Here is a 15,600-nt window from a genome sequence, read left to right as displayed (position 1 = left end):
AGCGTGCCGCGCAGGCGGGACGTACGGCGAGCGCGGGACGTACGGCGCGGGCGACGGGTCAGCGGCCGGGGAGGCAGCACGGCAGGACTCCAACGAATCGGAAAAGGACACAGAAGCCCGCCGATCCTGCCTGCTGTGGATCACGTATGAACAGCTTCGCGGTGAGCTCTTGCACCTGCCTTGACCAGCTGTTTTTTAATCTGACCGATTTACGGTCGCACATCCGTTAAGGGCCGGTGTGGATCTTTGCGAACCCATCGGCCGGACCACACCGGGCCTTCACACTCCGGGTGATGTCATGGACGGAACATCTCGGCCGTGCGAGGCCCGTCTCCCCGTCAGAGACGGTGCCTCATGCGCACGTTGGGCTCCACGTACACCTCCTTTCACGCCGCGTGCGATCACCCCGCGTGGAAACGGTCGGGCGCCTTGGTGGGGTTGCCCCCGGTGGGGAGTTTCTGGCCGGGACAGGTCTTCAGGACCTTCTCCATCGCGGACTTCTCCGCCTCGGTGACCCACAGTTCGTACTTCTTCTTCACCGCGACCTGCGCCGCGACATACGTGCACCGGTACGCCTTGTTGGGCGGCAGCCAGGTCGCCGTGTCGCCGTCCCCCTTGGAACGGTTGGTGCTCGCGTCGACAGCCAGGAGGTTCAGCGGATCGTTGGCGAGAGCTATCCGTTTGCCGGCGTCCCAGTATTTGGCGCCCTTCTGCCAGGCGTCGGAAAGGGCGACGACATGGTCGATGTCGACCTTGCTGCTGCCCCGCCGGTACGTCACGTCCTTCCCGGAGTACGGGTCCGATTCCAGCACCCCGTAGGACACCTTGCAGACACCGCCCGTGAACTTCACCTTCTCCAGGTCCCGCTTGAGGATGTCGTCCCGCGTGTCACAGGAATTGGTGTCCGTGTCCGCCCAGGCGGTGCCGAACTTCTCCCGGTCGTAGCCGGTCTTGGGGGCCCGCCCCTTCACGGTCAGCGACTCGGCCGCCGCGAGCGCCGCTCCGCCGGCCCCGGCGCCCGCCGTCGCTCCCGCGCCACCGGATCCAGAACCCGAACCGGTGGTCTGCTCCTTGCAGCCCGCCACCGTCACGGCACACATCAACGCGACGGCGACCGCCGCCCCACCCCTCAGACGCCTCACGCGCCCCTCCCTCGTCCGGCCGCTGCCCACCCGCCACAAGGCGGATTCCCCTGACGGGGACTGGCACACACCGTAGCGAGAGGGCGCCCGGAAGCAACCGGAGGTCCAGACCACAACGGACTCAGGTGGGCATCTCGCACATCACGGGAATATCGTCGATAGAGAGTCACCTCCGGAAAGGGAGCTCTGGATGGGCATCTTCGACAGGTTCAAGAGCAACAAGGCGGCGCAGGACAAGGCCCGGGACATGTCCGACGTCGCGGAGCGCAAGGCGAACGAGAAGACGGGCGACAAGTACGAGTCACAGATCGACTCCGCGCAGCAGAAGATGCACGAGCGGATGGGCATGGACGAGGAACGGCCCGACCGGCCCTAGCCTCGGCCCGCGGACTCGAACCGGACCCGGCCGCAGACTCGGCCGCCGGCAGGCCCAGACTCACCGGCCCGAAGAGACCCACCGACCCGAAGAACCACCGCCCGAGGACGGGCTCGTGCGCCTCTGGGGGCCGAGTCACCGACATCACCCGGCATCCGAGGCCGTCCGCGCGGAGCGAACCGCGACGGGCGGCTTCGCCCTGTCAGCCGCGACAGCGGCGGCACTCACACCTTCCCGATGCCGAGCGTGGACTCCGAGGGCAGCAGTCCGGATCCCAGCACCGCCACCCAGTAGTCGCCGAGGAGCGCGGCCAGGCGTTCCGTGAACTCCGGGCCGAGGGCCTGCCAGGGACCGAGGGCCAGCCGGTCGGTGTCCTGCTCGACGCCGCGGCGCAGATCGCGGCCCGCGTCCGTGGCCGTGCCGTCCGCCTCGAGCAGGCCTCTCGCCGTCAGCCGCTCGCTCGCCGCCGCCCACTCCTCGCGGGTCCAGCCGCGACTCCCGAAGCGTTCGACGGAGGCGGCGCCAATCGCAGCGAAGGACACCAGCGCCTCCGTCGGGTCGAGGCCGGCGAGGAGCAGGGCGGCGAGGTGACCGTCACCGCGGTGTTCGCGCAGCACGGTCGCCGCCTGCCAGAGCTGGAGGTGGGGCTCGCTCGGCCAGTCCAGCGCGGCGTTGGCCGCGGCGAGCGGGCGCCCCGCGGTGTCGGCCGCCTCGGCCGCGCGGCGGGCGAGAGCCGCGGCCTCGGCCAGCTCGGGACTGTCCACCAGGTCTCCGAACAGCTTGCGGTACAGCCGGTCGATGCCTCTCAGTCGCGCCGCGAGGACGGCGTCGGGGGTGGCGATCCTCCAGGCGCCCTCGAGGTGCCGGGCGACCATGCCGGGCTGGAAGCTGTAGAAGGCCGAGGTCACCGCCTCGGTGTTCACCGGGCCCAACGGAGCGGCACGGAAGGGGAAGTAGCTTCCCCAGCGGTCCTCGGTCGGGTAGCCGAGCGCACCGGCCTCGTCGAAGACCTCCGGCGCGTAGTACAGCACCGCGTGCAGTGGCTCCAGCAGATGCCAGAGCCGGCGCGCCTGGGCCGGCGCGACCTCTTCACCCCGCTCGGCCTGCTCGGTCGCCTGGTGCTCGTGATTCCCGGACATGGCGTCCCCCCTCGTCGCGTTCGGACATCGGCCACAACTTGACACTGACAAGATTGCCCGAGCCGTCCGAACTTGTCAATGCCTAGATGTTGCGTACGCTGCTGTCCATGAACGACCGCCCCTACCACCACGGTGACCTGCGACGCGCGATCCTGACCGCGGCCCTCGACGTCATCGCCACCGACGGCCCCACCGGACTGAGCCTGCGCGACCTCGCCCGCCGGGCCGGTGTCTCGCACGCGGCGCCGGCCCACCACTTCCGCGACCGCACCGGTCTGCTGACGGCGATCGCCGCGGAGGGACACGGGCTGCTGGCCGCCGCGCTCGCCGGGGCACCGGATCTGAGGGAGGCGGGCGTGCGCTACGTCCGTTTCGCCCGCGAGCACCCGGCGCACTTCCAGGTGATGTTCTCGCCCCAACCGCTGCGCGCCGACGACCTGGAGCTGACCACGGCTCGCGCCCTGTCCGCCGCCGCCCTGACCGACGCCGTCGCCACCGGCGCGCCCGCCGGAGACGGCCCGGACGCTCGGCTGGCCCGAATCGCCGCATGGTCCCTCGCCCATGGCTTCGCCACCCTCCTGCTCGGCCACAACCTCGACGGCCTGCTGGGCGACGAGGACCCCGAAGCGGTACTCCGCGCACTGCCGATGATGCTGTTCCCCTCCGCCTGATCCCAGCGGGCCCGGGTACGCTCGGCCCTGTCCGTGATCTGGTGGAGCGGGTCTCACCTGGGACGACGCACCCGTCTTCCTGCCGTGCCCGGGACCGGGACATGACGGCGTCGCCGCCGAGCGGCCGCAACCTGGGCCCGGCGCAGCGTCCCGCGGTCACGAACGAGCGGATCGCGGCCCGGGTCGCGGTCCGCGACCCTCGCGCGGCGCCACTGGCCGAGGCCACCAGAAGACGAATCCGACCGGTGGCCCGAGGACGACCGCGTCCTACGCCCGTGGAGCCCAACGACCGTCGGGACCTGCGAGCCCAGAGCCCAACGACCGTAGAGCGCAACGACCGTCGGGACCTGCGACCGTAGGGCTCTACGACCCCAGCACCGTCGCCAGGAACTCGCCCACCCAGGCCAGCAGTTCCCGCCCGACCAGCGGCTTGCCGCCGACCTTCGCGGTCTTCGGGCGGGGTACGAGGACCTGGTGCGCGGCCGCCTTGATGACCGACCCGGGGTACAGCCGCTTCAGCCGCAGCTCCTGCGACTCGCGCAACTCCACCGGCGCGAACCGGATGTTGGCGCCCTGGAGCACGATCTCCCCGACGCCACACGCGCGTGCCAGCATCCGCAGCCCCGCCACGAGCAGCAGGTTCTCCACCGGTTCCGGCAACTTGCCGTAACGGTCGACGAGTTCCTCGCGGACGGCCTTGACGTCGTCCTCGGAGTTGGCGGAGGCGATGGCCCGGTAGGCCTGGAGGCGCAGCCGCTCGCCGGGCGCGTAGTCGTGCGGGACGTGCGCGTCGACGGGCAGCTCGATCTTGACCTCGAGCGGCGGCTCCTCCTCGATCGCGCCGAACTCCAGCTGGCGCCGGTAGTCCGCGACGGCCTCGCCGACCATACGGATGTACAGGTCGAAGCCGACGCCCGCGATGTGGCCGGACTGTTCGCCGCCGAGCAGGTTGCCGGCGCCCCGGATCTCCAGGTCCTTCATCGCCACGTACATGCCCGCGCCCATCTCGGTGTGCTGGGCGATCGTGGCGAGCCGCTCGTGGGCGGTCTCCGTGAGGGGCTTCTCCGGGGGGTACAGGAAGTACGCGTAGCCGCGTTCCCTGCCCCGGCCCACCCGGCCGCGCAGCTGGTGCAGCTGGGACAGGCCGAAGGTGTCTCCCCGCTCCACGATCAGCGTGTTCGCGTTGGAGATGTCGATGCCGGACTCGACGATCGTCGTCGAGACGAGCACGTCGAACCGCTTCTCCCAGAAGTCGACGACGACCTGCTCCAGCGCCGTCTCCGACATCTGGCCGTGAGCGGTGGCGATTCGCGCCTCGGGCACGATCTCGCGCAGGCGCGCCGCCGCGCGGTCGATCGACTCGACCCGGTTGTGGATGTAGAAGACCTGGCCCTCGCGCAGCAGCTCGCGGCGAATGGCCGCGCCGATCTGCTTCTGCTCATAGGGGCCGACGAAGGTGAGCACCGGGTGGCGCTCCTCCGGGGGCGTGGTGATCGTCGACATCTCTCGGATGCCCGTCACCGCCATCTCCAGGGTCCTGGGGATCGGGGTCGCCGACATCGTCAGCACGTCGACATTGGCGCGGAGCTTCTTCAGCTGCTCCTTGTGCTCGACGCCGAAACGCTGCTCCTCGTCGACGATGACCAGGCCCAGGTCCTTGAACTTCGTCTCGGAGGAGAACAGCCGGTGGGTGCCGATGACGATGTCCACCGCGCCCTCGCGGAGCCCCTCCAGGGTGGCCTTCGCCTCCGTGTCCGTCTGGAAGCGGGACAGCGCCCTGACCTTCACCGGGAACTGCGCGTACCGCTCGCTGAACGTGCCGAAGTGCTGCTGCACGAGGAGGGTCGTGGGCACGAGAACGGCGACCTGCTTGCCGTCCTGGACGGCTTTGAAGGCGGCGCGGACCGCGATCTCCGTCTTGCCGTAGCCGACGTCTCCGCAGATCAGGCGGTCCATCGGGACCGTCTTCTCCATGTCGTCCTTGACCTCGGCGATGGTGGTGAGCTGGTCGGGCGTCTCCGCGTAGGGGAAGGCGTCCTCCAGTTCGCGCTGCCAGGGGGTGTCCGCGCCGAAGGCGTGGCCGGGGGCCGCCATCCGGGCGCTGTACAGCTTGATCAGGTCGGCGGCGATCTCCTTGACCGCCTTCTTCGCGCGTGCCTTCGTCTTCGTCCAGTCTGCGCCGCCGAGCCGGTGCAGCGTGGGGGCCTCGCCGCCGACGTACTTGGTGATCTGCTCCAGTTGGTCGGTGGGGATGTAGAGGCGGTCGCCGGGCTGTCCGCGCTTGGCGGGCGCGTACTCCACGACCAGGTACTCGCGCGTGGCGCCCTGGACCGTACGCTGCGCCATCTCGATGTAGCGGCCCACGCCGTGCTGCTCGTGGACGATGTAGTCGCCCGCCTCCAGGGTGAGCGGGTCGATGGTCTTGCGGCGGCGCGCGGGCATGCGGGCACCGTCCTTGCCGGCCGCCTTCTGGCCGGACAGGTCGGTCTCCGTGAGGACGGCGAGGCGCAGCGCGTGGTCGACGAAGCCGTAGTCGATCGAGCCGCAGGAGACGTGGACGACGGAGGGGCTCAGCTCGGTCAGGTCGGAGTCCAGACGGGCCGCGACGCCCTCCCCGCCGAGCACCTCGACCGTGCGGGCCGCCGGGCCGTGCGCCTCGGTGACGAAGGCGACGCGCCAGCCGTCCGCGAGCCAGCCCTTGGTGTCGGCCAGCGCCTTCGCGGTGTCGCCCCGGTACGTCTCGGGGGCGTGCATGCCGAGCTGGAGGGTGTCCGCCTCCAGCTCCAGGTCGGCCGCGAACGGCGACACCGACCACCACATCATGTCCAGCTCGCGCGCGTGGTCGCGGACGTCCGCGATGGACCACAGGGAGGCCGCGTCGACGTCGATGGGCGCCTCCCCGCCGCCGGCGGTGGCCGCCCAGGACGCCTGGAGGAACTCCTGGGACGTCGCCACGAGGTCGGCGGCACGCGTGCGTACCCGCTCGGGGTCGCAGACGACGGCCATCGCACCCTTGGGCAGCACGTCGATCAGCAGTTCCATGTCGTCGACCAGCACCGGGGCGAGGGACTCCATGCCCTCCACCGCGATGCCCTCGGCAATCCTGCCGAGCAGTTCGCCCAGCTCCGGGTGCTGCTCGGCGAGGGCACGCGCGCGCGTGCGGACGTCGTTGGTGAGGAGGAGTTCGCGGCAGGGCGGGGCCCACAGGCCGTGTTCGGCGACCTCCAGGGAGCGCTGGTCGGCGACCTTGAAGTAGCGGATCTCCTCCACGTCGTCGCCCCAGAACTCGACGCGCAGGGGGTGTTCCTCGGTGGGCGGGAACACGTCCAGGATGCCGCCGCGCACGGCGAACTCGCCGCGCTTCTCGACGAGCTCCACGCGCGCGTAGGCGGCTGCGGCGAGGGCTTCGACGATCTCGTTCAGGTCGGCCGTCGTGCCGGTGCTCAGAGCGACCGGTTCCAGGTCGCTCAGGCCCTTGACCTGCGGTTGGAGTACCGAACGGACGGGTGCCACGACGACCGACACCGGGCCGGTCTCCGGGTCGTCCGGGCGCGGGTGGGCCAGCCGGCGCAGCACGGCGAGGCGGCGGCCGACGGTGTCGCTGCGCGGGCTGAGGCGCTCGTGCGGGAGCGTCTCCCAGGAGGGGTACTCCACCACCCCGTCCGGTGGGAGCAGCGAGCGCAGCGCGGCGGCCAGGTCCTCGGCCTCGCGGCCGGTGGCGGTCACCGCGAGGACCGTGCGGTTGGTCTCCCGGGCGAGGGCCGCGATGGCGAAGGGGCGGGCCGCCGGGGGGCCGACCAGGTCGATGTGCATGCGGTTGCCGTCGGCGGCCGCGGGGATCGCTTCCGCGAGGGCGGTGTCCTTGACGACGGCGTCGAGCAGACCGTGCAGACTCATGGAGGGCTTGGGCTTTCCGTCCGAGGGGCCGGGGTGCGTCCTGGGCGGGCGTACCGGGGTCCGGGGTGGGCAACGCGAAGGGCCCGACGCGTCTCACGGGCCGGGGGTGTCCAGAGTACGTCGGGGCGGTGACGTTCGCCGGGGCTGTGGACAACACCCGGGGTGGACGGGGCCCGCGCCCACGGGTGCCTCGCCCCCACCGCCCCGCCCCCTCCCCACTCGCGGGCTTCGCTCACGGCGAGGGACGGAGGACCCCCACCGTCCCCCGGGGCCACCGCCCCGGGAACCCCCGCTCGCGCCGGGCCCCCGTTGCTGCCGGATCCCCGCTGCGGCCAGGCCCCCGTCGCGGCCAGGTCCCCGTTGTCGCCCCGAAAGGGCATCGCCCTCCGGCTCCCTACCCCGGAGAGGGCGCCTCCGGACGGTTCGGGAGCACGAAAGGGCCCGGCATCGAGAAGACCCCCGTCCTCCTCGATGCCGGGCCGTGTTCCCCCGTCGGTCCTGCGGTGCTACTCCGTCGCGATCGCGTTCAGGACGTTCATGCGGCCCGCGCGGAACGCCGGGATCAGTGCGGCGAACAGACCCACGAACGCGGAGCCGATGAACACGCCGATGATCGTCGGCCACGGGATCTCGAGGACGTTCAGACCCTGGAGGGCGAGGAGCTGCTGGGCGGTGGCGCCCCAGCCCATCCCCAGGCCGAGGCCGAGCAGGGCGCCGAAGAGGGCGATGACGACCGACTCCATGCGGATCATGCGGCGCAGCTGGCGGCGGGAGAGGCCGATCGCACGCATCAGGCCGATCTCCCTGGTGCGCTCCACCACCGACAGGGCGAGGGTGTTCACCACGCCGAGGACGGCGACGATGATCGCGAGGGCGAGCAGGCCGTAGATCAGGTTCAGCAGCTGCCCGATCTGGTCCTTCAGCTCCTGCTTGTAGTCGGTCTGGTCGCGGACGCTGTACTGCGGGTAGTCGTGCAGCGCGGACTTGAGGGAGGTGTACGCGGCGTCCTGCTGCCCGTCCTTCGCCGTGGCGAAGACCAGCTGGTCCAGCGGCAGCTTGCCGGCCGGGACGTACTTCTTCAGGGTGTCGATGGAGGTGTACATCGCGCCCTTGTCGATGACGGCGTCGCTGCTGGTGATCGCGCGGACCGTCAGCCGGGCCGTGGAACCGTCCTTGAAGGCGACGGAGATCTTCGAGCCGAGGGTGATCTTGTGGTCCTTCGCGAACTCCTCGTGCACGGACATCGAGTCGGGGCGGTAGGCGTCGGCGAGCTTGCCGGAGACGGTCTCGACGCGCAGGTCGCTCGCGTAGGTCGGGTCGGCCGCCGTGATCGCCGTCTCGTCGAGGGTCTTGCCGTCGGGGGTGGTGAAGTCGGCCTCGGTCCACTTGTACTCGGTGACCCGCTCCAGGCCCGGGACGGCCTTGATGGCCTGCACCGCCTGCGGGGTCATGCGCTGACCGCTGTCGCTCTGGATGATGAAGTCCGTGCCGACGCTTTTGTCGAGCTCCTCGGTGGCGGAGGCGACCATGGAGGAGCCGACCACCGACAGACAGGCGACCAGCGCGAGGCCGATCATCAGCGCCGCGCCCGTGGCGCCGGTACGGCGCGGGTTGCGCAGCGCGTTGCGCTCCGCCATCCGTCCGACCGGACCGAACGCCCGCAGCACGACCGCGCCCAGCACCCGGACGACCGCGCCCGCCAGCAGCGGGCCGATCACGACGAAGCCGATGAGGCTCAGCACCACGCCCAGGCCCAGCCAGAGCGAGCCCTCCGCGGCCTTGTCCGCGGCGGAGGCGAGGTAGAGTCCCGCGCCGCCCGCGCCGGTGAGGAGCAGTCCGATGACGGCCCGTACGACGCCGGCCTTGGCGTCGGCCGGGGCGCCCGCGTCGCGCAGGGCGGCCATCGGGGAGACCTTGCCGGCGCGGCGAGCCGGGAGGTAGGCCGCCAGCACCGTGACGACGACGCCGAGGACCATGCCGACCACCGGGGTCGTCCAGGCGACCGTCAGGTCGTCCGTGGACAGGTTCATGCCGGTCATGCCCATGAGCTTCATCAGGCCGACCGCGATACCGACGCCCGCGCCGACACCGAGGAGCGAGCCGACCACGCCCAGCAGCAGGGCCTCGGCGAGCACCGACCGGTTGACCTGCTTGCGGCTGGAGCCGATGGCCCGCATCAGACCGATCTCACGGGTGCGCTGCGCGACCAGCATGGAGAAGGTGTTGATGATGAGGAAGATGCCGACGAGGAAGGCGATCCCGGCGAAGCCGAGCATCGCGTACTTCATCACGTCCAGGAAGCTCCCGACGTCCTGCCGGTTGGCGTCCGCGGTCTCCTTGGCCGTCTGCACCTTGTAGTCGGCGCCGATCGCGGCCGCCACGTTCTTCTGTAGCTGGGCGTCGCTGACTCCGGATGCGGCCGTGACGTTGACGTTGGTGTAGACGTTCGACTCGCCGACCAGTGCCTTCTGGGCGGTCGCGGTGTCCAGGTAGAAGATCGCCGCGCCGGGGTTGGTGACCTGGAAGGCGGCGATGCCGGAGATCTTCGCGGTGTGCGTGCCGACCGCGCTGATGACGCCGATCTCCTCGCCGAGCTTCAGGTGGTGCTTGTCGGCGGTGTCCTCGTCGACCATGACCTGGTCGGAGCCCTGGGGCGCCGCACCGTCGGTGATCTTCATGGTGCGGGCTTCGTTGGCGTTCCAGTTGCCGACGATGGTGGGGGCGCCGCTGGAGGGCGACAGGCTGTCCTTGTCGGCGTCGACGACGGTCACGGAGGTCGAGAAGACGGTCCCCTCCGCCGACTTCACCCCGTCCGCCTTGCGGACCGCACCGAGCACGGAGGCCGGCATGACCGGCGGCTTTCCGTTGTCGGAGGTCGTCTCGCCGGTGTCCGAGGCGCCCTTCGCGCTCACCGTCACATCGGAGGAGGTGGCGGCGAACAGCTTGTCGAAGGTCGTGTTCATCGTGTCGGTGAAGACGAGCGTCCCGCAGACGAACGCCACCGACAGCAGGACCGCCACGGCCGACAGGGCCATCCGTCCCTTGTGCGCGTAGAAGTTGCGCATCGAGGTCTTCATGACGGTCATGACGTACGCCCCCGCGCGTCGAAGTCCTTCATCCGGTCGAGGACGGTCTCGGCGGTGGGCTTGAACATCTCGTCGACGATCCGGCCGTCCGCGAGATACAGCACCCGGTCCGCGTACGAGGCGGCCACCGGGTCGTGCGTGACCATCACGATGGTCTGGCCCAGGTCGTCCACCGAGCGGCGCAGGAAGCCCAGGACCTCGGCACCCGCGCGTGAGTCGAGGTTTCCGGTCGGCTCGTCCCCGAAGATGATCTCCGGGCGGGCGGCGAGGGCGCGGGCCACGGCGACGCGCTGCTGCTGACCGCCGGAGAGCTGGGTGGGCCGGTGCCTGAGGCGGTCGGCGAGACCGACGGTCTCCACGACCTGGTCCAGCCACGCCTTGTCCGGCTTGCGGCCGGCGATGTCCATCGGCAGCGTGATGTTCTCGATCGCGTTCAGCGTGGGCAGCAGGTTGAACGCCTGGAAGATGAACCCGATCCGGTCCCGGCGCAGCTTCGTGAGCTTCTTGTCCTTGAGCCCGGTGATCTCGGTCTCGTCCAGGTAGATCTGGCCGGACGAGACGGTGTCGAGACCGGCGAGGCAGTGCATCAGGGTGGACTTGCCGGACCCCGAGGGGCCCATGATCGCGGTGAACTGGCCGCGGGCGATGTCCACGTCGACGTGGTCGAGGGCGACGACCCGGGTCTCACCGGACCCGTACGCCTTGACGACCTGCCGCGCCCGCGCGGCTACGGCCGTACGCCCTCCAGTGCCCCCGTGCCTGGGAATGGTCACAGCCGAAGTCACGGTAAATCTCCTATGTCAGATATCAGAATCGGATGGGTAGCGCACCGGACGGGTGATGCGTGGTGTGAGGCGCTACGTCGAAGAGTCTGTCGGCGGGAGGGGGTCCCGCGCGCTGGTGCTCGGGCCCGTCTTCCCGGGGGGTTAACCCCACCCCCCGGACGTGGTGCCTGCCGCCCCCCAGCGGCATAAAGCCAGGTTAAGGACGGGACCCGGCCCTTCTCCTCCTCCGACCGAACGAACCCTCCCCCAGCCGTAGTACGGAGATACCCCTAGGGGCCGTCCACCGCCAGGTGGAGTGTCCTTCGGGGTCGTCTCCACCCTCCGGCCCTCCTCCGGTCCCCGTCGGCCCGGTCATGCTTCACCCTCCCGCGACGTGAGGGACAAGTGGGAAGCTGACTTCCGGCAGATGGGTGCAAGGGGCACGGGAGCTACCGGGAGGGCATCAGGTGGGGGACGTCCAGCCGGTGACACGCGAGGCCGCGCAGGCCGCGGCACCGCACCGACGGGGAGCGGTCGTCGCCGCCCTCATGCTGTCCATGGCGCTGGCCGCCCTCGACTCCACCGTCGTCTCCACGGCCGTCCCGCAGATCGTCGGCGATCTGGGCGGGTTCTCCGTCTTCTCCTGGCTGTTCTCCGGCTATCTGCTCGCCGTGACGGTCACCCTGCCCGTCTACGGCAAGCTGTCCGACACCTTCGGCCGCAAGCCGGTGCTGGTGGCCGGGGCGGCCCTCTTCCTGCTCGGCTCGCTGCTGTGTGCCCTGGCCTGGAACATGGGGGCGCTGATCGCGTTCCGGGTCGTGCAGGGCCTCGGCGGCGGGGCGTTGCAGGGCACGGTGCAGACGCTCGCCGCGGATCTGTACCCGCTGAAGGAGCGACCGAAGATCCAGTCGAAGCTGTCCACGGTGTGGGCGGTCTCAGCGGTGGCGGGACCCGGCCTGGGCGGGCTCCTGGCCGCCTACGCGGACTGGCGCTGGATCTTCCTCGTCAACCTGCCGATCGGAGCGGTGGCGTTGTGGCTGATCGTCCGTCACCTGCACGAGCCTCGGCGCGAGTCGCCGCCCGGCCGGAACCCGCGTCCACGCGCGCGTACCGGACCGCCTACACGCGCGCGTACCGGCTCGCGTCCACGCGCGCGTGTCGACTGGGCGGGCGCGCTGGCGGTGTTCGCGTGCGGCGGGGTGCTGCTGGTCGCGCTGGTGCAGGGCGGGGTCGCGTGGCCCTGGCTGTCGGGGCCGTCGCTCGCCCTGTTCGCCGCCGGGCTGGCGCTGGCGGGACTCGTGGTCGTCGTCGAACGCCGGGCGGCGGACCCGATCATCCCCGGCTGGGTGTGGCGCCGCCGGACGATCGCCGCGGTCAACCTCGCGCTGGGCGCGCTGGGCCTGCTGATGGTGGCCCCGACGGTGTTCCTGCCGACCTACGCCCAGTCGGTGCTGGGTCTGGAGCCGGTGACCGCCGGATTCGTACTCTCCGTCTGGACGCTGAGCTGGCCGCTCTCCGCCGCTCTCAGCCAGCACGTCTACCGGCGCATCGGCTTCCGTGACACCGCGCTGCTCGGCATCGGCACGGCGACTCTGATCCTGCTCGCGTTCCCGCTCCTGCCGTACCCCGGCGCGGCCTGGCAGCCGGCCCTGCTGATGCTGCTGCTCGGCGCGGCGCTGGGCCTCTTCCAACTCCCGCTGCTGGTCGGCGTGCAGTCGACGGTGGGCTGGTCCGAGCGGGGCACCACGACCGCGTCCGTGCTGTTCTGCCGCCAGACCGGGCAGACGATCGGCGCGTCGGTGTTCGGCGCGGTCGCCAACGGCGTACTGGCGGCGCGGCTGGGCGGCGCGGGCGACCTGGACTCCGTCACCCGCGCCCTGGACGCCGGCACCGCGCCCGACGCGACCCGGCACGCCATCGCGAGCGCCGTGCACGCCGTCTACCTGGGCGCGGCCTGCGCGGCCGCACTCGCCTTCCTGGTCCTGCTGTGCGTGGCCCCGCGCCGCTTTCCCGTCCTGACGGAATGACGGGCGGCGCTCTGCGGGGATCGCCGGGCCACCGGACCGCCGGGCTACCCGGCTACCGGGCTACCGGGAGGCCGCACCGACGGCCTGACGGCCTGACGGCCCTGATGGGCCTGATGGGCCGGACCCGCGGAGAGATGGAGAGGCGAGGAGACGGACAGGCACGGGTCGTCCTCGACTGTTCGATTCACCCGGAAAGCCGCACGACCGTGCGGTTAACGCGGGTAACACCCCAGGTCAGGAGGTATTTCGGGCAGTAAGCGCATACCGACCACTCAGTTTGGTGAAAACCCTTCGCAGTCGCCGTACTCCCAAGTAACGTGCGTCCCTCGCACCACCGCACCACCCCCCACTCCCTGCGGTCCGCCGCCACGGATCCGAGCCACGCAAGGAGCACGGGATGTCCCACGACCCGTCACGCCCTGGCCCCACCTACCCATGGCAGCCGCCGCCCCGGCCGCCCGAGCCGCCCCGGCGCCGGCCGGCCGACCACACTCCGCTGGGCCGCCACAGCGACCTGCGGGTCCTGCGCGGCGCCTACCGCCGCCAGCGCCGGGTGGCCACGCTCACCGCGCTCGGCTACTTCGTCGTCTTCCTGGTCCTCTCGGCGTTCGCGCCGTCGCTGATGACCGGCAGGGTCGCCGCCGGCCTCCCCGCGGGACTGCTGCTCGCCCTGATCCAGCTCCCGGTCACCCTGCTGGCCATCGCCCTGTACGAGCGGACCGCCCGCCGTCATGTGGACCCCCTCGCGGACCGCATCCGCAAGCTCTACGAGATCGACGCGAAGCGCGACGCGCGCGGGAGCCGCCCCAAGGAGGCCGGACGATGACGGAGTTCAGCGACGACGCGCAGACGATGTCCCTCGTGGCGTTCACCGCGATCGCCACGATCACGCTGCTGCTGTGCGTGATGACCGGTCCCGACCGCGACGACCTCGACGAGTTCTACACCGGCTACCGTTCCCTCTCCCCGCTGCGCAACGGCCTGGCCATCGCGGGGGACTACATCTCGGCGGCCACCGTCCTCGGCACCGGCGGCGTGATCGCCCTGTGCGGCTACGACGGTGTCGTCCTCGCCCTCAGCACCGCGCTCTCCCTGATGCTGCTGATGTTCCTGCTGGCCGAACCGCTGCGCAACGCCGGCCGGTTCACCATGGGTGACGCGCTGGCCCGCCGGATGCCGGGGCGCGCGGTGCGCATCACGGCGTGCGCGGTGACGCTCGCCGCGCTGCTGCCGATGATGCTCGTACAGCTCGCCGGCACCGGCCAGCTCCTCGCCTTCATCCTGGGGTTCTCCGGCGCCTCGGTGAAGACGGGCTGTGTGGTCTGCATGGGCGTGCTGATGATCAGCTACGCGGCGATCGGCGGCATGAAGGGCACCGCCCTCATCCAGATGATGAAGATCGTGATGCTGCTCGGCTCCGGCGCCGCCATCGCCGTACTCGTCCTGTACCGCTTCGACTGGAACCCGGGCACCCTCTTCGACGCGGCCGCCGAGGGCAGCGGAGTCGGCGACGCGTTCCTGCGCTCGGGGCTGGAGTTCGCCGACGGCCCCTTCCCCCGCGTCGACATGATCACCGCGCAGCTGTCGGTCGTGCTGGGCGGCGCCTGTCTGCCGCACATCACCATGCGGATGTACACCGCCTCCAGCGCCCGTCAGGTACGCCGGTCGATGTCCTGGGCCGTGTCGGGCGTCGCACTGTTCGTGCTGGTCATGACGGTAGTCGGCTTCGGCGCGACGGCGATCGTCGGCCGCGTGGTGATCGCGCAGGCGGACCCGCAGGGCAACACCGCCTATCTGCTGGGCTCCCGGGCCGCCTTCGGCCGCGACGTGTCCACGGCCGAGACCCTTCTCTTCACGGCCGTCACCACGGCGATCTTCCTGACCGTGCTCGCCTCGGTGGCCGGCATGATCCTGGCCTGCGCGAACTCACTCGCCCATGACGTCTTCGCCGCCCGCGACCCGAAGATGAGCCCGCGCCGCGAGATGCTGCTGGCCCGGCTGTCCGCGCTGGCCGTCGGCGTCCCGGCCATCCTGCTCGCCACGCAGGTCCAGCACCGCAGCCTCCAGCCGCTGGTCACCCTGTCCTTCTGCCTCGGCGCCTCGGCCCTCGCCCCCGCACTCGTCTACAGCCTCTTCTGGCGGCGCTACACCCGCACGGGGCTCCTCGCCACCCTCATCGGCGGCACCCTGTCCGTCCTGCTCCTCATGCCGGGCACCAACCTGGTCTCGGGCTCGCCCGTCTCCGCCTTCCCCGAGGCCGACTTCAACTGGTTCCCCTTCACCACCACGGGCATCGTCACCGTCCCCCTCGGCTTCGCCCTCGGCTGGCTGGGCACGGTGGTCTCGGGCCGCCACAGGGCGGAGGAACAACGCCACCAGTACGAAGCGGTGGAGGGCCGGATCCTGGCGGGCGCGGTGCGCGGTGAGAAATGAGCGGGAGCGGGCGATCCGCGACAAGTGAGCGGGGTGTACGAGCGGAGGCGGACGACCCTCGGCAG

At 71.0% G+C, this 15,600-nt stretch carries 10 protein-coding genes; 5 read left to right on the top strand and 5 right to left on the bottom strand.

What is annotated here, in order from left to right; translation table 11 throughout:
- Positions 1-401: 401 nt before the first annotated feature.
- Complete coding sequence (locus OHS71_RS24240) at positions 402-1,142, bottom strand: HNH endonuclease family protein (RefSeq protein ID WP_328481452.1); 741 nt, start codon at positions 1,140-1,142, stop codon at positions 402-404.
- Positions 1,143-1,332: 190 nt separating this feature from the next.
- On the opposite strand from OHS71_RS24240, the gene OHS71_RS24235 reads away from it, so the two are divergent.
- Positions 1,333-1,518 carry an antitoxin gene (locus OHS71_RS24235; RefSeq protein WP_328481451.1) on the top strand — a complete coding sequence of 62 codons (186 nt, stop codon included), beginning with the start codon at positions 1,333-1,335 and terminating at the stop codon, positions 1,516-1,518.
- A gap of 224 nt (positions 1,519-1,742) precedes the next feature.
- On the opposite strand, the gene OHS71_RS24230 is transcribed toward OHS71_RS24235, so the two are convergent.
- A complete protein-coding gene (locus OHS71_RS24230; RefSeq protein ID WP_328481450.1) occupies positions 1,743-2,657 on the bottom strand; it encodes an SCO6745 family protein in 915 nt (304 codons plus the stop codon).
- A gap of 107 nt (positions 2,658-2,764) precedes the next feature.
- Here OHS71_RS24230 and OHS71_RS24225 point away from each other — a divergent pair, with 107 nt between their 5' ends.
- On the top strand, positions 2,765-3,328 hold the full coding sequence (locus tag OHS71_RS24225) for a TetR/AcrR family transcriptional regulator (RefSeq protein ID WP_328481449.1): 564 nt from the start codon (positions 2,765-2,767) through the stop codon (positions 3,326-3,328).
- Positions 3,329-3,691: 363 nt separating this feature from the next.
- Here OHS71_RS24225 and mfd read toward each other — a convergent pair whose 3' ends face one another.
- The 3 genes from mfd to OHS71_RS24210 form a co-directional block, all read right to left on the bottom strand.
- Positions 3,692-7,225, bottom strand: a complete 3,534-nt coding sequence (mfd, locus tag OHS71_RS24220; protein WP_328481448.1) for a transcription-repair coupling factor — start codon at positions 7,223-7,225, stop codon at positions 3,692-3,694.
- Between the two features lie 506 nt (positions 7,226-7,731).
- Positions 7,732-10,311 (bottom strand): ABC transporter permease, encoded by a 2,580-nt coding sequence (locus OHS71_RS24215; RefSeq protein WP_328481447.1) that lies wholly within the window; start codon positions 10,309-10,311, stop codon positions 7,732-7,734.
- The gene (locus tag OHS71_RS24210; RefSeq protein WP_328481446.1) at positions 10,308-11,096 is read right to left on the bottom strand and encodes an ABC transporter ATP-binding protein; all 789 of its coding nucleotides are present in this window, start codon (positions 11,094-11,096) and stop codon (positions 10,308-10,310) included. The genes OHS71_RS24215 and OHS71_RS24210 overlap by 4 nt, the downstream gene beginning before the upstream one ends.
- 527 nt (positions 11,097-11,623) lie before the next feature.
- Between OHS71_RS24210 and OHS71_RS24205 the strand changes: the two genes are divergently transcribed.
- From OHS71_RS24205 to OHS71_RS24195, 3 genes are all read left to right on the top strand, one after another.
- Entirely contained in the window at positions 11,624-13,102 is a 1,479-nt protein-coding gene (locus OHS71_RS24205) for an MFS transporter (RefSeq protein ID WP_443047173.1), read from the top strand.
- Positions 13,103-13,499: 397 nt separating this feature from the next.
- Positions 13,500-13,928, top strand: coding sequence for a DUF485 domain-containing protein (locus tag OHS71_RS24200; protein WP_328481444.1), 429 nt, complete (start codon positions 13,500-13,502; stop codon positions 13,926-13,928).
- Complete coding sequence (locus OHS71_RS24195) at positions 13,925-15,535, top strand: sodium/solute symporter (protein WP_328481443.1); 1,611 nt, start codon at positions 13,925-13,927, stop codon at positions 15,533-15,535. The genes OHS71_RS24200 and OHS71_RS24195 overlap by 4 nt, the downstream gene beginning before the upstream one ends.
- Positions 15,536-15,600: the final 65 nt, after the last annotated feature.

The organism is Streptomyces sp. NBC_00377, assembly GCF_036075115.1.
Classification (GTDB): domain Bacteria; phylum Actinomycetota; class Actinomycetes; order Streptomycetales; family Streptomycetaceae; genus Streptomyces.
The sequence above is the reverse complement of the archived record's forward strand: the minus strand, read 5'-3'. Positions and strand labels throughout refer to the sequence as shown.